This window comes from Proteus alimentorum, from assembly GCF_002607735.1.
GTDB classification, from domain to species: Bacteria; Pseudomonadota; Gammaproteobacteria; order Enterobacterales; family Enterobacteriaceae; genus Proteus; species Proteus alimentorum.
Genome location: NZ_NBVR01000031.1, coordinates 20,804 through 41,311, shown reverse-complemented (window position 1 = coordinate 41,311; position 20,508 = coordinate 20,804). Strand labels below are relative to the sequence as shown.

The window sequence follows — 20,508 nt, the reverse complement described above, 5'->3', positions numbered from 1 at the left end:
ATCCTTTTTTAAACAATTATGAGAGAGAGAGAAAAAAAGAAAAACCCGCTGTCAAAACGACAACGTAAATAAGCGTATCACAATGTGATGCTGAATATAGAAAGGTGAATCGATCAACCAAAAAACTTTATTTTTTTATCCTTTATAATCACTAAAAATGCTTTAGATAATATTGTTTGATTGGCTAATTCAGCTAAAAAAAGGTGAGCGTTATGATATTAAGCTTGAATTCTATTAATTGTGATAATAATGAACCCATTGATAGAACAGTCTTTTTTATCTCTGATGGTACAGCGATTACGGCAGAAGTATTAGGTCATGCGGTACTTTCTCAATTTCCATTAAAAATGAAAAGTTATACATTACCTTTTGTTTCTACTGTGGAAAGGGCTGAAGAAATAAAACAGAAAATCGCTGAAATTTATAAAAAGAGTGGCGCTAAGCCCCTTGTTTTTTATTCTATTATCAGCCCTGAAGTGAAACAGATAATAAATAGCAGTGAAGGTTTTTGTCAGGATATTGTGCAATCTCTCGTAATACCGCTTGAAAAAGAAGTAGGGATCCAAGCATCGCCAAAATTAAATAAAACCCATGGATTAACTGAAAAAAATCTTAGTAAATACGATGCCCGTATTGCCGCCATCGAATACACACTTTCCCATGATGATGGCATATCATTACGTAATCTAGACCAAGCACAAGTGATCTTAATTGGCGTTTCCCGTTGCGGGAAAACCCCCACCAGCCTCTATTTAGCAATGCAATTTGGTATTCAAGCTGCCAACTATCCATTTACTGCGGATGATATGGATTTTTTAAAACTCCCTGCAGAACTAAAAGAGTATCAGCATAAATTATTTGGCTTAACCATTGCGCCAGAACGACTTGCTGCTATTCGTGGTGAACGCCGTGAAAATAGCCGTTATGCATCAATTCGCCAATGCAGAATTGAATTAGCCGAAGTAGAAGCGCTTTTTAGAAAAAACAATATTCCTTATCTTAATACTACCAATTACTCAGTTGAGGAAATTTCAACCAAGGTAATTGATTCAATGGGATTAGCGAGAAGAATGTTTTAATTCTTTAGGGCAATTTTTTTATTGTTTTTTCTCTGTGAACGCTGTTGAAATTAGCTGAATTTCGTTTATTGTGATCTTAATCACTGGGTAGACTTACCCTGTATATTTATTGAGATAAATTATGTTAAAGACAGACGAACTACGGACTAAGGTGCTAGACAGTCTGGTAACACCAGAAACCTTAGCAAAAGAGTTCCCCATTTCTGATGAGATAATCCAAAATATCACATCAGCACGTAAACGAATTGAAGCGATCCTTACCGGCGAAGACAAGCGACTATTAGTGATTGTAGGGCCTTGCTCTATTCATGATCCTAACGCAGCCAAAGAGTACGCCACTAAGCTTAATCAGCTAAAAGAACGCTATCATGACCGCTTAGAAATCGTCATGAGAACCTACTTTGAAAAACCACGTACAATCATTGGCTGGAAAGGTTTAATCTCTGATCCTTACCTTGATAACTCTTGCAATGTCAATGAAGGTATTCGCCTTGCAAGAAAGCTATTAATTGAAATAAATGCGTTAGGTTTACCCACTGCAACTGAATTTCTCGATATGGTCACAGGCCAATATATTGCAGATTTAATTAGTTGGGGCGCCATTGGTGCAAGAACAACAGAAAGCCAAGTTCATCGTGAAATGGCATCTGCACTCTCTTGCCCAGTGGGCTTTAAAAATGGCACTGATGGTAATACCCGTATTGCAATTGATGCTATTCGCGCCTCTCGAGTGGGTCATACTTTCTTATCGCCTGATAAAAATGGTCGTATGACGATTTACCAAACCAGTGGTAATCCTTATGGTCATATTATTCTGCGTGGAGGTAAAAAACCAAATTATCACGCAAGCGATATCGCTGACGCGGTTGATGCACTAAAACAAGTGGATTTACCAGAGCATCTTATTATCGATTTTAGCCATGGTAACTGTGAAAAAATTCATCGTCGCCAATTGGAAGTCGCTAGAAATGTTGGTCAACAAATTAAAGATGGTTCACAAGCGATTGTCGGCGTGATGGCTGAAAGCTTTTTACAAGAAGGTTCACAAAAAGTCGTGCAAAATAAGCCGCTTAATTATGGACAATCGATCACTGATCCTTGTTTAAGCTGGAATGACACAGAACAACTTCTTGAATTATTAGCACAAGCCGTTGAGAGTCGATTTTAGTAAGCTAAATACTAAGAAATAGTAAAAAGGAGAGTCTTAGCTCTCCTTTTTTTATTGCGTCATTCACACATGATAAATTATGTTAACGCAATAATTCACCTTGAGATTGAATAATACTTTGATACCAATAAAAGCTTTTCTTACGTTTTCTTTCTAACGTGCCTTTTCCTTGATCATCTCTATCCACATAAATAAAACCATAACGTTTAGACATCTCAGCTTTTGACGCACTCACCAAGTCAATCGGCCCCCAACTGGTGTATCCCATTACATCGACACCATCTTCAATCGCTTCACCAATTTGTACCAGATGATCATTGATATATTGAATACGGTAATCATCATTGATTTCACCTTCCGGCGTAACGTTATCAATCGCACCCAGCCCATTTTCCACAACAAATAAAGGCTTTTGATAGCGATCCCACAGTAAATTAAGCACAATGCGAATACCTTTAGGATCGATTTGCCATCCCCATTCAGAGCTTTCTAAGTAAGGATTTGGCACCATACTGAGAATATTTCCTCGCTTTACCTCATATTCTTCTTTATCTGCTGTAATACAACCCGTCATGTAATAACTAAATGACACAAAGTCTACCGTTTGCTTGAGAGCCTGTCGGTCTTCATCCGTTATCACAACATCAATATGATTATCTTTAAAATAACGCAGCATATAAGAAGGATATTGGCCACGACATTGCACATCACCAAAAAATAGCCATTTACGGTTTTCGTTCATAGCTTCCCAGACATCGTCTGGCTTACACGTTAATGGATAAACTAAACCGCCTAATAACATATTGCCGATTTTTGCATCTGGAATAATCTGATGACATGCTTTAACGACTCTGGCACTGGCAACTAACTGATGATGTATGGCTTGATAAATTTCTGATTGCGTTCTTTCACCCGCTAATCCAACTCCGGTCATTGGCGCATGTAATGACATGTTAATTTCATTAAAGGTGAGCCAAAGTTTAACTTTATTTTTATAACGCTGAAAAACACTGCGAGCATAATGCTCAAAGAATTCGATAGTTTTACGATTTCCCCAACCACCATATTCTGTTACCAGATGATAAGGCATTTCATAATGAGATAAGGTTATAATCGGCTGAATATTATATTTAGCCATTTCATCAAATACACGATCATAAAATGCCAGTCCTTCTTCATTAGGCTCTACTTCATCTCCCAATGGAAATATACGACTCCATGCAATAGAGGTTCTTAAACAGGTAAATCCCATTTCGGCAAAGAGTGCAATATCTTTTTCATATTGATGATAAAAATCGATAGCAATATCTTTGATACAAAAATCATTTTCGGTTCTTTCAACCACATGACCAAAAATACCTTGTGGTTGAACATCTGAGGTACTTAATCCTTTACCCGCAGTTAAATAAGCGCCTTCAACTTGATTAGCGGCGACAGCGCCACCCCATAAAAATGTATTAGGAAATTTTTTCATTGTTAACTCCTTATTTATAATTAACGCTGATAAGCGCCGAACCTGAATTTATCGATTTATTTAATTCCAAAGCAGTCATTGCACTGTAATCATCGGCATTACTCACAATAACGGGCGTTGTTAAGTCATAACCAGACTCAAGAATTTTTTTACGATCAAAGGTGAGTAATAAGTCGCCGGTTTTAAATTTATCCCCGACTTTAACTTTCGGTGAAAAATACATTCCATCTAACTTAACGGTATCTATTCCAACATGAATAAATAATTCGATACCCTTTCCACTTAATAAGCCCAAGGCATGACCAGTTTTAAAAAATGAAGCAACTTCACCATCAAAAGGAGCATAAACCTCACCAGTGCTTGGAATAATGGCAACACCATCGCCTAATAAGCCACTGGCAAAGGTTTCATCTGGTGTGTTTTTTAATGAGATCACCACACCTGATAACGGTGAAAAAAGGGTTTCCTGCTTTGAATTTTGCCCTGCGCTATTGAGGCGAGTTGTTGGTAATTGAATAGAAGATCCAGATTCTGCGTTATTTTCTTTTTTCAGTCCAAATAAACACGTTGTAATACACGCAAAAATAAATGAAATTAACGAACCAATAATGGCACCCCAGACAGTATTATCAATTCCTGTTGCCGGAATAATTTGTGTGAAAGTGAAAATATTTACCAGACCAAACGAAAACGTAAGTGTATTACTATAACCGACAATCGCGCCTCCAATTCCGCCCCCAATACAGGCAAAAATAAAAGGTCGACGCAGAGGCAAAGTCACTCCATACACCGCAGGTTCAGTAATGCCAAAGATCCCTGCTGTTACCGATGAACCCGCCATAATACGTAATTTAGTGTCACGAGTTGCCCATAAAACCCCAAGTGTTGCGCCTACTTGCCCTGCAATTGCGGGTAATAATAGAGGCACAAGCGCATCTTGACCTAATACACTCAGATTATTAATACTAATCGGTACGATGCCCCAATGCAGGCCAAAAATAACGCACACTTGCCAAATTGTCCCCATTATCGCGCCGGCAACAACCGGTGTTACGTTATAGACAGTTTGGAAACCGTCCGCGATCAGCAAACTTATCCACGTTGCTAAAGGCCCTATAACTAAAAAAGTCAGTGGAACAATAATGAATAAACACAATAACGGAGAAATAAAATTTTTCATGGATGAAGGCAGAATGGTGTTTAATTTTTTTTCTAATAAACAACTCACCCATGCAGCAAAAATAATAGGAATAACCGACGCACTGTAATTAATAAATGTGACAGGAATACCTAAAAAGTATTCCGTAGTTTGTTGTTGAAATGCAGCAAGCATTAACGGATGCACTAATGCACCACCAATCGCCATAGTTAAAAATGGATTTCCTCCAAATTTATTGCCTGCGGTGTAACCTAAAACGAGTGGAAAAAAATAGAATAATGAATCACTTGCGGAAAATAAGATCTGATAAGTTCCACTTGAAGCTGACAACCAATTTAAACTGACCACTAATGATAATAGCCCCTTTAAAATACCTGACGCAGCCATGATCCCCAATACAGGGGTAAAAATACTGGAAACAATATCTATAAAATGGCTAAAAATATTATCCTTACGTTTTTTCTTTTTGTTATTACTGATATTTTCACTTTGAATATTTCTATTTTGTACCTCACCGATAAGAGCAGCAATCGCTTTATAAACTTCACTGACATGATTACCAATAACAACCTGAAATTGTCCCCCACTTTCAACAACTGTAATGATGCCCGTATTCTGCTTTAATACTTCAGCATTGGCTTTAGTGTCATCTACCAGTTTAAAACGCAAACGTGTTGCACAATGTATAACACTGGCGATATTGTCTTTTCCACCTACATTATCAATGATTTGTTCTGCTAATGTTCGGTATGCCATATACAATTCCTTTATGACTAAAATAATGAAATGCTCAACCATCAATGAATATGTAAAAAAAAACCTGATTGACTCCCATTAATAAATGAGAGTCAATCAGGTTTTGCCTACCCAATATCGGTAGTAACAATCCATCATATTTTAATTTAATATTTTTATATCAACACAATATACTTTAACGATTAATCGTGTCGTTTCTTTCTTATTCGTTCAATATGGATCACTAAGAACATACGTTCTTCATCCGTTAACTCGCGCTGATACTTATTCAGTAAAAACTGACTTATTTTTTCTGCACAGCACCAAGAAAGTGGATAATTTTCTTTGATGACAATATGCATAGAAATATCATCATTAGGAACCGTATTTCGATTCATCATTCTGTGAGTGAAAAACTTCAAATGTGTAACAAATCGCTGATAATCTAAAGTATCTTCTTGATACTCAATATTAAAATGATACTTAACAATATTCATGACCTCATGCATGATAGTCATGATTTCCATCACAATTGGCATATCACCGGTTAATTGTGCATTAACAAAGTGAAGAGCGATAAATCCCGCCTCATCAACAGGTAATGTGACTTGTAATTCTTGTTCAATCAGCTTTAATCCTTCTAATCCAAGTCGATACTCTTTAGGATATAAATGCTGAATTTCCCACATCATAGTATTGGAAATTGCTAAGCCTTTTTTCTGTCTTTCAATAGCATAATTACAGTGATCTGTTAACGCGATATAAATATTTTCATTAAGCTCTCCTAATTGGCAGCGAGCAACAGAAATAATACTATCGCAAACTTTCATAACAGAAGTTGGAATGTGGCTCAATAACTCACTTAATCGAGAAATAAGTTCATTGCTACGTAACTCAAATATTTTTTCAATTTTATCTTGTTCAATGTCTTCATTTACTTTCTTTTGAAACGCCAATCCCCTTCCCATAACAACGAGCTCTTGGTTATTTTCACTTAAGGCAATGACCACATTGTTATTTAATATTTTTGCGATCTTCATTTTATTTCCCCAAAAATGAAAAAAACCTGATAGTCCCATGGCAATTCATGGTCTTATCAGGTTTTGCCTGCTAATATTATTAGCAGTAACAATCCAGTAAACTCGCTTTTACTGTAAACAAACCCTATCCGTTATTCAAATCACAAATTTTAAAAGTGTGAGTTTCACATCATTTTATGCCACTCTAAGTTTTTTCATTAGATCTACTTTTCAAGTAAACCATTTTATAACTGAGGGTAATTATTATCACGCCAATACATTCTCGTCAGAAGTTATCGTCGAATATAATTTTAATTATTATATCTCATCATTTAGGTTATTAATCCTCTGTTTGATTTTTCTTCAGATTTTCTCTCCCCCTGCTCAAATGACTCACAATATGACTTAAATTTACCTGTTTACGTTAAAAAAAGCTTGTCTAAACACTTTTGTTAACGATAATGATTATCATAATGATAACGCTTATTACTCTTAGTGTATTATGAATAAAAAAGCTAATAATTTGGATAGTTCTTTAACTAAACTGAATTTTCATTCATCAATGATTCAATCGATTAGTAGTATTGAGTTATTGGGTAAAAATGGCGTGGTTTACATCCAACATAACGGAGAGTTGTATCAATTACGTCAAACAAAGTCGGGAAAATTAATCCTAACTAAATAATCATTTTTGACAATAAATTGCAAGCCACCTACCCCTCAGCTAGGCAGCCAGCTAAATAACTCCATATACAAGGATTTTTTATGGACATTTATGGTATGTGTATGCTGAAAAAACATTTCAAATATTCAGGTGTAGCAACAGCGCTTTGCTTGTTGTACACCCCTATTGCCTCTGCACACTTAGAAAAAACGAAGACGGATCCTTTAACTGTTATCGGTCACAAATATAATGAAATAGAACATAACTTCCAATCAACCATTGAAAGTTCAACACCTCGTGCACAGACTGCCTCAACAGCAGGTGAAATGTTAAAAGAAGTTGCGGGGATCACGCTTTCAGGAACCGGCGTGACTAATGGTGCCAACATTCTAATGCGAGGATATGACCAAAAAGGTGTCAAAATTCTCGTTGATGGTATTCATCAACCACTCGAAAACACCATGAATAATTTAGGGGGCGTATTTCTTGATCCTTCTGTAATTAAAAATATTAATGTCAAACACGGTTCTGCTTCGACTGTTCATGGTGAAGGCGCGATGGGAGGAGTTGTCGCGTTTAATACTCTGGATCCTCAATCAATACTAGAAAAAAATAGAAATTTAGGGGCTAAATTATTCAGTTCTTACTCTTCTGCTGATCGTCATTTTTCTTATGGTGGGATAATTGCGGGTCAACATGCACTATTCTCAGGTTTGATTTCTTATACTCAACGTCAGCGTGGCCCTATATTATTGGCTGATGGTCAAAAAATGGATAACAATGAATCCATTAATAATTACTTTGCAAAAATCTATCTCTACCCGACCAATAACCAAACCTTTATTTTATCAACTCGTCATTATGATAATTCAGGTGAACAACGAGAAGTATTACATCGTATGGGGGGATTTGGTAAAAACGAAAGTAACCAAATGCACCGTGATACTCAACAAAAAAATTACTCTTTGACTCATCACTATGCTCCAGAAAGCAATTCGTGGATTGATTTAACAACCCATCTTTATTACTCACAATTTAATATTGAGCAAACTTTTTTAACCGATGTAAAACTCACAGAAAGAGAACGTCAAAATAATATAAAAGGTAATATCGGTACACTCGAAACACGAACACAGTCAACTTATGGTGGAAAATTAGAAAATTACACCAGTGTTACCCCTCACGATCATCTTAATTTATCTGTCATTCTTGGCACCGAAGCTTACCGACAGAAAATGCGATCTAACGAAAAAGCCAAAAACTTCCCACTAGCAGAAATGGATTATGCTGCAACCTGGTTGCAGAGCACTCTATCGACACCACTATTGCCTTTATCCTTAACGGCGGGTGTTCGCTATCACTATTATAAAAGCACGCCAAATAAAGATGTTGATAGCGTCATTTATAACCATGCAGAGAGAAACTCCGATGCCAGTAAACTTATGCATAAAGCAAGTTATCGTGGTACTACTGAAAATGTAAAATTAACATTTACTGCAACTCCATGGTTACAGCTTTACACATCATATTCGACCGCATTTAGGGCACCGACATTAAGTGAGATGTTTAATGATTCACTTCATTTTAAACGGGGATATTTAAAATCTTACTGGATACCAAATCCTTATTTAAATCCAGAAAGAAATAGAACTTGGGAATATGGCGGAAAACTCACATTCCAACAATTGTTATCTGCAAATGACGCATTAGAAATTAAAGCGGCTTATTTCGATACACTTTCCAAAGATTATATTTCTTATGCTGAATGGATCGGCACATTTTTAGGGAAAACGAGCCTAAAGGCCTATAACATTGCGAATGTTTATATTGAAGGTGTCGATATTGCCTTACGTTATACTCACTCTTGGCTCTCTGCGGGATTAAGCTATAACCGTACAAACACATTCCAACTTACAGACAGCGAAACCATCTCTCCTGTGAGACCTGAAATACTCACTGCCTTTATACAGGTTCCTATTGCTAAAACCCCTTTCTCATTAGGCTGGTCAGGACAATTTGCCAGTGCTACTGACACGAAAAGTCGCTACAACGGCATTGTTGCTCCACATAATAAGGGAAAAGATGTCACTCGCTTACAAGAAGTTATTCAACAATTTCCTGGCTATTCTGTCCACGATTTTTCACTAAGCTATCAATCTAAAAAGAATAAAGATCTCCAAGCAACACTGATGTTGGCAAATGCCTTTAACTATGAGTATTTTTCAACAAGGGGTGTTCCGCAAGAAGGTCGAAATATCAAAATGTCTGTCAGTTATCGCTGGTAGATGAGGAGCAATGATTTATATAACAAAGGGCTGTTATTTAACAGCCCATTAAAATTACGGAGATCACTCTGCATGTCTCAGTCATCCTTATTTATCAAGTTAAGTTTGCTAGCTGTTGCTGTCTCTTCTGCCTGTGCGTCGGCACAAGAGAAAATACAAACTAATGAGGAAAGAAAATCAGAGGTACTTACTGTTTATGCGACAGGTAATGAACGCGATAGCTTTACATTACCCATGATGTCAACGGTTATAAAAAATAACAATGCGTTGTCAGAAACAGCAGGAAGTGCTTCTGAATTACTTCGTCATGTCCCCGGAGTTTCTATTTCGGGGGCTGGCCGTACTAATGGTGAAACCATCAGTATGCGTGGATACAGTAAAAATGGAATACTGACACTTGTAGATGGCGTGCGCCAAGGAACAGACACCGGGCATATCGACAGTATTTTTGTTGATCCTCTACTTATAAAACAAGTTGAAATTATTCGTGGCCCTTCTGCACTTCTATATGGTAGTGGTGCTCTTGGTGGTGTTATCGCTTACGATACGGTAAATGCCAGCGATCTGCTTTCAACAAACGAACAAGGAGGCGTGCGTGTTACGGGGCTTGGTAATACTGCTCAGCATAGCCAAGGTTTAGGTGTCACGGCGTTTGGTAGACACGATAACCTTGATGGACTCGTTGCATTATCAGCCCGCGATAAAGGTGATATCCGTTATGGTGGTGGTTATCGTGCTCAAAATGATGAAACTATTATTAATCTCCTTTCTAAAGGGCGCTGGCTAATTGATGATAGCAACACATTAAGTGGACAATTCCGTTATTACCATAACAATACAAATCAACCTAAAAATCCTCAAGTTCCCTCAAACCCTACACTTTCTAATGTAGAAACAGATCGCACCACGACACAAAAAGATGTTCAGTTAACCTATCAATTTGATCCTTCAAATTCACAATGGATTAATTTGAAAACACAGGCTTATTACAGTGAAGTGGATATCAATGCCAAAACGGTACAAAAAGGATTTGAAGGTCGAGAACAAAAAACCTATGGGGTAAAACTCGAAAACCGTTCACAAGTGGGTACATACAGCTTTGCATCACATGGATTGACTTATGGTGGCGAGATTTATAAACAAAAACAATCACCAAGCCAAAATGCAGAAAGCTTCCCACAAGCCGATATCCGCTTTATGTCCGGTTGGGTGCAAGATGAAGTCACTTTACGTGATCTCCCTGTCTCCCTAATTTTAGGAACGCGTTTTGACAAATATAAAAGCCAAAACGATCGTTATGATGATATTACTGCGGATAAATGGTCATCAAAAGGCGCAATCAGTATCACACCGACGGATTGGTCAATGCTTTATACCTCTTACTCACAGGCATTTAGAGCACCAACTTTAGGTGAGATGTATAACGATGCGAAACATTTTGATGCTCCTTTCCCCGGTGCACCAACAAACTATTGGCGTCCAAATCCTAATTTAAAACCTGAAACCAATTCAACTACTGAATATGGATTCGGTTTTCAATTCGACGACTTATTATCTAATAATGATAATCTGAAAATTAAAGCTGCCCATTTCAATACTCGCGCAAAAGATTATATTGATGCAGATGTTGCTATTTTTCAGGGATATACACAATCAACAAATATTTCAAGAGCAACCATTTGGGGATGGGATGTTTCTATGAGCTACCAATCGAAATTCTTTAATTGGGATTTAGCCTACAACCATACCAAAGGGAAAGATAATGCGACTAATGCCTCAATTACCTCAATTGAGCCAGATACATTAACCAGTCGCTTTGATGTTCCTGTACCAAGTACTGATTTTTCTGTGGGTTGGGTCGGCCAATTTACCAAAAAAACGGACTTTACTAAACATGACCGTTTTAATCGCCCAACCAATCGCCAACAAGCAGGTTATGGCGTTAACGATTTTTACCTTCGTTATGAAGGTAATGCCTCATTAAAGGGGCTAACAACCTCATTTGTACTGAGTAACGCATTTGATAAAACTTATTACTCTTCTGCGGGTATTCCTCAAGAAGGCCGAAATGCAAAAGTACTTGTGAGTTATCAATGGTAATTAACAATAAAATCAACGATATAATAGGAGTTTCTGTGAATAAATCTCTTTATGAGAGCTACCTGCAAGCTAAAGCGGACAAAAAAGCATCGTATGCGCGTGATCTCGCAGCTTACCTGAATGTCAGTGAAGCTGAACTCACTCACGCCCGTGTAGGACATGATGCAAAGCGTCTACGCAATGATGTACAAGAGTTATTAAAAGCATTAAGTAAAGTAGGTGAAGTCAAAGCAATTACTCGTAATGATATTGCAGTTCATGAACACCTTGGTGAATACACAAATGCCCGTTTTAGCGATCACGCAGGTTTAATCTTAAATCCGCGTGCAATGGATTTACGCTTTTTCTTCGCTTATTGGTCAAGCATTTTTGCACTTACCGAAGAGACATCAAAAGGGACGCGTTATAGCATTCAATTCTTTGATATGCATGGTGATGCATTACATAAAGTCTATGCGACAGATAACACGAATATGGATGAATGGAATACACTTATTCAATCATTCTTATTGGAAGATAATCCGGCTCTTGATATCACGCCTGTTGAACCATACTCAAACACGCCTGTTAGTAATGAATTAGCGGAACAACTTGAACAACAATGGCGTTCAATGACTGACGTTCACCAATTCTTTAAATTACTAAAAGAAAATAACTTAAGTCGTCAACAAGCCTTCAAAGCTGTTCCTGACGACCTTGCTTATCAAGTCAATAACAACGCGCTGAAAACCTTATTAGAACTCGCTAAAGAAGCACAAAACGAGATTATGATATTTGTCGGTAGCCGTGGTTGTGTACAGATTTTCACAGGCCAAATTGATCGTCTAGTACCTCATCAATTTGAAAATAGTGAGCAAGTTTGGATCAACGTTTTCAACCCTGCTTTTACACTTCATTTAATTGAAAGTGAAATTGCAGAAAGTTGGGTAACACGTAAACCAACTCAAGATGGATTTGTTACCAGCCTTGAAATATTTGATAACAAGGGACAACAAATTGCTCAACTCTACGGACAACGCACTGAAGGTACTGCAGAGCAGCTACAGTGGCGTGAACAAGTGAATACCCTCACTAAAATCGCCTAATCGGAGAATGATTTAATGAAAAAATGGCTTCTTTTGATCCTGTGTAGCGCAATGACGTTTGCAAGTTCAGCCAATGAACGCATCGTTACTATTGGTGGTGATATTACAGAAATTGTTTTCGCATTAGGTGCAGGCGAGCAGATTATTGCAAGAGACAGCACGAGCTTAGTTCCTGAACAAGTAAAAACACTTCCTGATGTGGGTTATATGCGAATGCTAAACCCAGAAGGGATTTTATCTGTCAAACCAACGTTGATCATTACCAGTGAATTAGCGCGCCCTTCTTTGGCGTTACGTCGTATCAAAGAAGCCGGAGTGCCAGTTAAAACCATTACAGGTACACGCTCATTAGAAGCCATTAATGAAAAAATAGACACTATTGCGACTGTTTTAAATAAAGAACAAGAAGGCAATCAGCTAAAAGAGAAACTCGCCCTCTCTATCAAGCAAGTTTCAACCTCTCCTATCGATAAAAAAATTATTTATATCATGAGTCATGGTGGCGTTGTTCCAATGGCTGCGGGTCAAGATACCGCTGCAGATACCATTATTTCTTTGGTTGGTGGTAAAAATGCCATGCAAGGATTTACAAGCTATCGCCCACTTTCTCAAGAAGGTGTTATTGCAAGCCAACCTGATATTTTACTAGTGACCAAAGAAGGTATTAAAGGCATTGGCGGAATTGAAAAACTATGGACATTACCCGGTATAAAATACACACCAGCAGGTAAAAACAAGCATTATGTTGTTGTTGATGACATGGGATTATTAGGCTTTACCCTTTCAACGCCAGAAGTTATGCATCAAATTCGTCAAGCATTGGAGCAATAATGTCTCGTTTTCGTTCACCGTGGATGAGTATTTTAGTTTTACTCTTTTTACTCACCACTGTTACATTAATTTCTGTGAATAGCGGTGCATTGGCCCTTTCGTTTCATACATTATGGAATAGCTCTTTTGATGATATGGAATGGCAAATTTGGCTAGATATCCGTCTACCTCGCGTATTATTAGCCATTCTTGTTGGCGGCGCTTTAGCAATATCGGGCGCAATAATGCAGGGATTATTTAGAAACTCATTAGCTGATCCGGGTTTACTTGGTATTAGTAGCGGTGCAGCACTAATGGTTGCCATCGTGATTATTCTACCGTTCTCTTTTTCATCAGCCTTTGCATTCTACAGTCATATTGTCGCCGCCTTTGTTGGCGGTTTAATTGTGGCAATGATTATCTTCTCATTACATCAATTAAGTGATGGTAATTTAGCGCGGCTATTGCTTGCTGGTATTGCTATCAATGCACTATGTATGTCTTTTATTGGTGTATTAAGTTACATCAGTACCGACCAACAGCTACGCCAATTCTCACTTTGGATGATGGGTTCATTAAGCCAGATTGATTGGAAAACCTTATCCATTGCAACCCTTGTGATCATTCCTGTCAGTATTTTGGCATGTTGGCAAAGCCATAAATTAAACCTATTACAACTTGGTGATGAAGAAGCGCATTACTTAGGGCTAAATGTAAGAAGAACCAAGTTTATTCTGTTACTTCTTAGCGCCATTTTAATTGGCTGTGCTGTCGCACTGAGTGGTGTTATTGGATTTATTGGGCTTGTCGTGCCACACCTTATTCGTATGCGTATTGGCAGTAATCATGTATGGCTATTACCTGCCACTATTCTAGGTGGTGCAACACTATTACTCGCTGCTGACACATTATCACGAACACTAGTATCTCCAGCAGAAATCCCTGTGGGGCTCATTACAGGATTAATTGGTGGCCCTTATTTCCTTTGGCTGATCTTACGACAACCCGCAGGAAGAATGTCATGATTGAAAAACAAAACACACCATTACTTTATGGAAATAATTTAACTTACCAAATTGGTAATAAGACCATTATTGATGATGTGTCACTTTCACTGAATGCAGGGGAATTAGTTACCATTATTGGCCCTAATGGCGCAGGAAAATCATCACTATTACGCTTGTTAACAGGCTATACAACACCAACACAAGGTCAATGTTATTTTAAACAAAAAACCTATTCACAATGGAACAGCCAACAATTAGCGCAAAACCGTGCCGTGATGCGACAAAATAGCCAGCTCTCATTTTCATTTTCAGTTGAAGAAGTGGTTGCCATGGGAAGAACACCTCATGGGCAGCAACATAAAAAAATTGCAATTGAAACCGCACTACTCCAAACAGATTGTTTAAAATTTAAAGATAGAGACTATCGTCAATTATCGGGAGGAGAACAACAACGAGTACAACTTGCTAGAGTGTTAGCACAATTATGGCACCCGACACCACAAGAAGCCGTATTGTTCCTTGATGAACCAACCTCCGCACTCGATCTTTACCACCAGCAACACAGCTTGCGTTTATTAAAACAACTGGCAAAAACACAAAATCTTATGGTCTGTTGTGTGTTGCATGATCTCAATTTAGCGTCTCTTTATGCTGATAGAATTTTATTACTTCATCAAGGAAAATTAGTTTGTGAAGGTACGCCACACAGCGTACTCACAACAGAGAATATTCAAAAATGGTATGGTGCAGATGTGAGTGTTAATACTCATCCAGAACATTTATATCCTCAAGTTTTTCTACGCCCCTAAAAGAACACTGCCTAAATTTTTGTTACCAAGCCACCTTTTAGCATTATTTTCTAAAAGGTGGCTTAGTTAATTTACTCTCAATAAAAATAAAATAGTGAAAGTAATACCACATCAATTGATTAATAAATCTTATTTTAGTTTTTCGATACTTAGTCAAATAAACTGACTTTAAAATACACCTTAATCAATGATTAGGTTGTATTTTGCACAAAAAAACATAACAGAAATAAAAATAAAAGGTATAACAGAACTATTAAATTAAAAAATAAATCAATAAATTCAACAAAATAAAAGTCATACAAAATAACATTTTTAACCAGAAAGATTCAGCAAACTGAACATTACTTGAATCATATAAGCTAGACCTATCATTATGATAATGATTATCAATCACGAAAAGCACTTTTTGCCTACCTGTTATTCTCCCCATGCTTAAAATAGATTACAAATAACATACGTTACTATTCTATTTACTTGGGCATTGTGTCCCCACCATTTTTTGTGGGAGGTTTTATGGCTGAAAATGTCGTTAATGATATTCTGAAATGGTTAGAAACCCAGTTACAACGTAACGAAGGTATAAAAATCGATACGATTGCAAATAAAAGTGGCTACTCGAAGTGGCACTTGCAACGCATTTTTAAAGATTTTAAAGGCTGTACATTAGGCGAATATGTTCGCAAACGTCGCTTATTAGAAGCAGCTAAATCATTACAAGAAAAAGATATGTCTATTTTAGATATCGCTTTAATGTATGGCTTTAGCTCTCAAGCAACATTTACACGTATCTTTAAAAAGCATTTCAATACTACACCCGCCAAATTTAGAGAAAATGGTAAAATGCCAGATACGCATTGCTTTATGTCATGTGAAAATCACTAATTCATTTCACATCACATTATTCTTCATAAAAAACCAGCTCTTTTAGCTGGTTTTTGTTTTTTTATTATTTTCTAACGTTAATAAAAATTACGCTATCGCTGTCACAAGCCATTCTTCAAGCTCATTAAGCTCTATTTTATTGTTAGGATAACGCTGAATAAGTTGCTCAATAAGCCCTTTTAGAGACTCTGGTGTATAACGCTGCCCTACCAACATCTCTGATAATGCTTCTAATGGTGCAGGATCTAAACTGTCTGTATATATTTGGCTTCTAATAACATTGCCACGCTCAATATCAAAATGCAGCTCAACACCACCCCATTTAAATCGATTATCTAAAAGATGTGAAAATGCAGGTGCTTGCCCAAAATTCCATTCCCAGCTACTTTGCTTCGCGAATGTTTCTTCAAAACCAGGTAAATCAGGTAATTTTTGCGGTGAAATAATCTCGGCTTCTACTCGTTCACCATAGTATTCAAAAAAGCTTTCTGTGATAGTTTCACAAAGTTTTTCATGAGTAATATTAGGTTTAAGCTCGACCAAATTAGCCACTCGAGAGCGTACAGAAGTGATACCTTTAGCTTGAAGTTTTTTCGGATCTGGATTGAGGTAATTAGCTAATCGGGATAAGTTAGCATTTATTAATAATGTGCCATGATGAAAACCACGATCTTTAGTCTCTTTATAGGCTGATCCAGAAACCTTTCTTTCACCATCATCTTGGGGAACGACTAAATCGTTACGTCCTGATGCCGTAGCATTAATGCCCGCTTTTAATAATCCATCAAGAATAATTTGAGTTGAAATCGTTTTATTATATTCTGGCTTTCCTGCCATAAAGGTAAAACAGGTATTGCCCAGATCATGGAAAACAGCACCACCACCACTTGAGCGACGAGCTAATTTCACACCATCTTCATCCATTTTACGGGTATTACACTCTTTCCATGGATTTTGTGCTCGACCAATGACTACCGTATTATCGTTACGCCAAAGAAAAAGTACGCGTTGATCTGCGGGCATTTGTCTAAAAATACACTCTTCAACAGCAAGGTTAAACCAAGGATCATAAGACTCGGAAATTAACAGACGCAATTTGCCTGACATAAGGAATACCTATATGAAGAAAATAAGGTATAAGATACCATAACTCTCAATATATTAGGCTGTTAAATGGCACGAAACTACAATCGGCGAGCTTGCCAGAATGTCTTTTTCCAATAGACATTATCAAGGGATGAACGAGTTACCCCTTTACTCGTTGATGCATGGATAAATGTATTATCAGTATCATAAATACCGACATGAAGCCCATTTTCACCACCGCCAGTTTTGAAAAAAACCAAATCACCGGGCATTAAATCACTTTTACTGATTTGTGTACCATATTTGGTTTGATCAATGGTCATTCGAGGAAGTTTTATATCAAAGCGATCACTATAGGTTTTATACACAAAGCCTGAACAATCAATACCCGAAGGCGTCATTCCACCATAACTATATGGCGTACCATACCATTGCTCAAGTTGTGATTTTAATTGCACTATCACCATGATGGGATCGGAAAGTTGTGTTTTTAAAGGAGGTGCTGGTGGAATACGTTTAGACGGGCTAGATGAACATCCAGCCAGCAGAATAATACAGAGTAAGAAAGGATAAAAAACGGACTTTCTCATTGCATCCACCATGATTGTTAGCATAGATTTTAAAATCTATCTGCTTTTTTAAGCAAAAACAAGTTATTGAAGATGAATGAGTGATGATTGCTAGAATAAATCGCACAATTAACAACAAGATCCAGAAAATGAATCCTACAATCATTAAGTTAGTGCGATGATGCTTCTTTTGTTTTTTGGCTTATTAGCCACACTCCCACCATAATAAATGCTACACCCGCTGTTTTTGTCCATGATGGTGTTTCTTGAAACCAAGGCAATATCACTGCAAGAATATAAACAAACACATAACTTAAGCTGATCAGTGGATAGGCTTTATTTAACGGAATAGTACGCAAAGTAAATAGCCAACAGACCATAGAAAGGACATAACCGACAAGACCGGCAAACACGATAGCAAGTGGCGTTACATTAGCCCATAACCATAAGAAATCAAACCACTGTTTTTCTAACTGTAAATCCGGCAGTTCAGACATGCCAAATTTTAGCAACAATTGAGCGGCTGTCACTAATAGCGCACTTCCAATTGCCCATAGATAGCCTTTCATGCTTGCATACTCATCAATACAATACCAACCATAATTGACGCGATGCCAATCCAATGCTTTACATTAACGGGCTCGTTATAAACAAACTGGCCAATTAATGTCACCACTATAAAGTTAATACTTAACATAGGATAAGCAATACTTAGAGGAAGCATTTGTAATAATCGTAACCAAAATAGCATCCCAAAACCAAGCATTGCAATGGCAACAAAAAGCCAGAAAATCGTTTTTCTGGTTTTTGTTAATGAGTCACTTTGCCAGCTAACCACTGCTTGCTTTTGACAAACCTGCCCTATACAGGTCAGCAAACTTACGATCAGCAATAAAACAAATGCCATTAATTACGCTTCTCATAAGTTAAAATAGCAACTCGATGGTTTGTCACCAGCTCTTCAGGTCTTGGCAATTGTGCTAATTTCTTAGGATCTTTAAAGGTAATAACAACTGAAACATTACCTTCTTTTCTTGCTTCTTCCAACCACTGAGCAAAGTTATCAGGTTTAATTAATTTATGCTGAGAATCAGGGTATTCTTCAACACCATAAGTTAATTCGCCTGTTCTTTCATAAAGGTAAATATCGCTACGCTGTAATTCCCACGCTAATCCCGCACCGATACCAACACTATTGCTCACAATGTATTTGCTGGCGTTTAATGTCTCTATATTTTGGCGAATAAATTCTTGAGGTAACTTTCCATCCACGCTGCTATTTGGTATAGCCTGACCGATACATAAGCTTACGCCTAGCGAACAAGACGCTGCCCATAACCAGTGTTTTCCATTAAGAGTCGAGCACAGATAACCAATAATGCCCCATAATGAGAATGCCACTATAGCTAATACCCATTTAGACCATTCATATGGCATATAAATAGGTTTTGTAGAGGCTAGTTGGATAACTAAAATAGCGATAACCACAGCAACACCAATAAAAATATTGATATAACCGTTAATACGCAGCGCTTTCATCCTAAATTTGCGTGCACAATCTACGCCATATTTCGCCATCAGCATTGCTAGTGGTGCCATAAATGGCAACATATAAGTCGGTAGCTTACCCTTCGCAATGCTAAAAAATAAGAATGGAACAACAAACCAGCATAATAAGAAGAATAATTCAGGGCGTTTACGTCTTTTCTTCCAAGCGCCCATTAATGCGCCCGGAAGTAATCCAAGCCAAGGGATCACGCCTAATAAGACAACGGGGATATAGTACCAAAATGGTGAACTATGTTGAGCATCTTCACCCGAAAAACGCTGAATATGTTCAATCCAGAAGAAATAGTGCCAATAATCAGGTTCTGCTTTTGCAACAGCCAATACCCACGGCAAACTAATTAATGCTGCACTCAATACAGCAAGTAAGCCATAGAGCAACATTTGTGTAAATTGTTTTTGATACAGCGTAATAGGTATCATGACAATGACTGGAATAGCTAACGCTAAAAATCCTTTGGTCATAAATGCCATACCACATGCAAGCCCTAATGTTATCCACGCTAATATTCGTGTTTTTACTGTGGTCGCTTTAAGCGCCCAAAAACAGCAAACCATACTCGCGGTAACCCAAAGTGCCAACATAGGATCTAATACACTGTAAGTACCTACGCTAAACACTAAGAACATGGATAAATAGATTAAACTAGAAACAAAAGCAACTTGACGGTTACGCCACATCATTCTTGCCAACAAATAGACAAGTAATGTGCTTAAGAGAATAGAAATAACAGAGCCAAAACGTACAGCAAAATTGGTGTGACCAAAAATCAACTGGCTAACATTATTGATCCAATAACCTGCTACGGGCTTCTCAAAATAGCGAATATCGAGCATATGAGGAACAATCCAGTTCCCGCTCACCACCATTTCACGGCTAATTTCCGCATAACGGGTTTCATCTGGCTGCCATAATAACCGGCTGTTCAATGGAAATAAGTAGGTAAGAACAAAAAAAAGAGCCAAGAGGATGGCCCCGATTTTACTCGCCCGGTTATTCAACATAGTTTC

General features: G+C 37.6%; 18 protein-coding genes. 10 read left to right on the top strand and 8 right to left on the bottom strand.

Annotated elements, in window-relative coordinates:
- Nucleotides 1-212: 212 nt before the first annotated feature.
- Nucleotides 213-1,079: a posphoenolpyruvate synthetase regulatory kinase/phosphorylase PpsR gene (gene ppsR, locus B6258_RS10685; protein ID WP_099075242.1), complete on the top strand. Its 867-nt coding sequence runs from the start codon at nucleotides 213-215 to the stop codon at nucleotides 1,077-1,079.
- A 121-nt stretch (nucleotides 1,080-1,200) separates the two neighbouring features.
- Nucleotides 1,201-2,247: a 3-deoxy-7-phosphoheptulonate synthase gene (locus B6258_RS10680; RefSeq protein WP_099075241.1), complete on the top strand. Its 1,047-nt coding sequence runs from the start codon at nucleotides 1,201-1,203 to the stop codon at nucleotides 2,245-2,247.
- Nucleotides 2,248-2,329: 82 nt separating this feature from the next.
- Here B6258_RS10680 and B6258_RS10675 read toward each other — a convergent pair whose 3' ends face one another.
- The 3 genes from B6258_RS10675 to licT form a co-directional block, all read right to left on the bottom strand.
- A complete protein-coding gene (locus B6258_RS10675; protein ID WP_099075240.1) occupies nucleotides 2,330-3,721 on the bottom strand; it encodes a glycoside hydrolase family 1 protein in 1,392 nt (463 codons plus the stop codon).
- A 10-nt stretch (nucleotides 3,722-3,731) separates the two neighbouring features.
- Complete coding sequence (gene bglF, locus B6258_RS10670) at nucleotides 3,732-5,636, bottom strand: PTS beta-glucoside transporter subunit IIABC (RefSeq protein WP_099075239.1); 1,905 nt, start codon at nucleotides 5,634-5,636, stop codon at nucleotides 3,732-3,734.
- A gap of 182 nt (nucleotides 5,637-5,818) precedes the next feature.
- Nucleotides 5,819-6,655 carry a BglG family transcription antiterminator LicT gene (gene licT / locus B6258_RS10665; RefSeq protein ID WP_099075238.1) on the bottom strand — a complete coding sequence of 279 codons (837 nt, stop codon included), beginning with the start codon at nucleotides 6,653-6,655 and terminating at the stop codon, nucleotides 5,819-5,821.
- A 541-nt stretch (nucleotides 6,656-7,196) separates the two neighbouring features.
- On the opposite strand from licT, the gene hemP reads away from it, so the two are divergent.
- The 8 genes from hemP to B6258_RS10625 all read left to right on the top strand — a co-directional run bounded on the left by hemP (nucleotide 7,197) and on the right by B6258_RS10625 (nucleotide 16,276).
- A complete protein-coding gene (gene hemP, locus B6258_RS10660; protein WP_240531583.1) occupies nucleotides 7,197-7,319 on the top strand; it encodes a hemin uptake protein HemP in 123 nt (40 codons plus the stop codon).
- 80 nt (nucleotides 7,320-7,399) lie between these two features.
- Nucleotides 7,400-9,583, top strand: coding sequence for a TonB-dependent receptor domain-containing protein (locus B6258_RS10655; RefSeq protein WP_099075236.1), 2,184 nt, complete (start codon nucleotides 7,400-7,402; stop codon nucleotides 9,581-9,583).
- Nucleotides 9,584-9,655: 72 nt separating this feature from the next.
- The gene (locus B6258_RS10650; RefSeq protein ID WP_099075235.1) at nucleotides 9,656-11,683 is read left to right on the top strand and encodes a TonB-dependent hemoglobin/transferrin/lactoferrin family receptor; all 2,028 of its coding nucleotides are present in this window, start codon (nucleotides 9,656-9,658) and stop codon (nucleotides 11,681-11,683) included.
- A 35-nt stretch (nucleotides 11,684-11,718) separates the two neighbouring features.
- Nucleotides 11,719-12,768 carry a hemin-degrading factor gene (locus B6258_RS10645; RefSeq protein WP_164996160.1) on the top strand — a complete coding sequence of 350 codons (1,050 nt, stop codon included), beginning with the start codon at nucleotides 11,719-11,721 and terminating at the stop codon, nucleotides 12,766-12,768.
- Between the two features lie 15 nt (nucleotides 12,769-12,783).
- Nucleotides 12,784-13,599: a heme/hemin ABC transporter substrate-binding protein gene (locus B6258_RS10640; protein ID WP_099075233.1), complete on the top strand. Its 816-nt coding sequence runs from the start codon at nucleotides 12,784-12,786 to the stop codon at nucleotides 13,597-13,599.
- On the top strand, nucleotides 13,599-14,603 hold the full coding sequence (locus tag B6258_RS10635; RefSeq protein ID WP_099075232.1) for a FecCD family ABC transporter permease: 1,005 nt from the start codon (nucleotides 13,599-13,601) through the stop codon (nucleotides 14,601-14,603). Before B6258_RS10640 ends, B6258_RS10635 begins: the two co-directional genes overlap by 1 nt.
- Nucleotides 14,600-15,394 (top strand): heme ABC transporter ATP-binding protein, encoded by a 795-nt coding sequence (locus B6258_RS10630; protein WP_099075231.1) that lies wholly within the window; start codon nucleotides 14,600-14,602, stop codon nucleotides 15,392-15,394. Before B6258_RS10635 ends, B6258_RS10630 begins: the two co-directional genes overlap by 4 nt.
- Before the next feature lie 513 nt (nucleotides 15,395-15,907).
- Nucleotides 15,908-16,276, top strand: a complete 369-nt coding sequence (locus tag B6258_RS10625) for a helix-turn-helix domain-containing protein (protein WP_069369334.1) — start codon at nucleotides 15,908-15,910, stop codon at nucleotides 16,274-16,276.
- A gap of 87 nt (nucleotides 16,277-16,363) precedes the next feature.
- On the opposite strand, the gene B6258_RS10620 is transcribed toward B6258_RS10625, so the two are convergent.
- From B6258_RS10620 to arnT, 5 genes are all read right to left on the bottom strand, one after another.
- The gene (locus B6258_RS10620; protein ID WP_099075230.1) at nucleotides 16,364-17,383 is read right to left on the bottom strand and encodes a lipoate--protein ligase; all 1,020 of its coding nucleotides are present in this window, start codon (nucleotides 17,381-17,383) and stop codon (nucleotides 16,364-16,366) included.
- 77 nt (nucleotides 17,384-17,460) lie between these two features.
- Nucleotides 17,461-17,952: a C40 family peptidase gene (locus B6258_RS10615; RefSeq protein ID WP_036937364.1), complete on the bottom strand. Its 492-nt coding sequence runs from the start codon at nucleotides 17,950-17,952 to the stop codon at nucleotides 17,461-17,463.
- A 149-nt stretch (nucleotides 17,953-18,101) separates the two neighbouring features.
- Nucleotides 18,102-18,500, bottom strand: a complete 399-nt coding sequence (gene arnF / locus B6258_RS10610; RefSeq protein ID WP_099075229.1) for a 4-amino-4-deoxy-L-arabinose-phosphoundecaprenol flippase subunit ArnF — start codon at nucleotides 18,498-18,500, stop codon at nucleotides 18,102-18,104.
- The gene (arnE, locus tag B6258_RS10605; protein WP_099075228.1) at nucleotides 18,497-18,838 is read right to left on the bottom strand and encodes a 4-amino-4-deoxy-L-arabinose-phosphoundecaprenol flippase subunit ArnE; all 342 of its coding nucleotides are present in this window, start codon (nucleotides 18,836-18,838) and stop codon (nucleotides 18,497-18,499) included. Before arnE ends, arnF begins: the two co-directional genes overlap by 4 nt.
- Complete coding sequence (gene arnT / locus B6258_RS10600; RefSeq protein WP_099075227.1) at nucleotides 18,838-20,502, bottom strand: lipid IV(A) 4-amino-4-deoxy-L-arabinosyltransferase; 1,665 nt, start codon at nucleotides 20,500-20,502, stop codon at nucleotides 18,838-18,840. The genes arnE and arnT overlap by 1 nt, the downstream gene beginning before the upstream one ends.
- Nucleotides 20,503-20,508 lie beyond the last annotated feature (6 nt).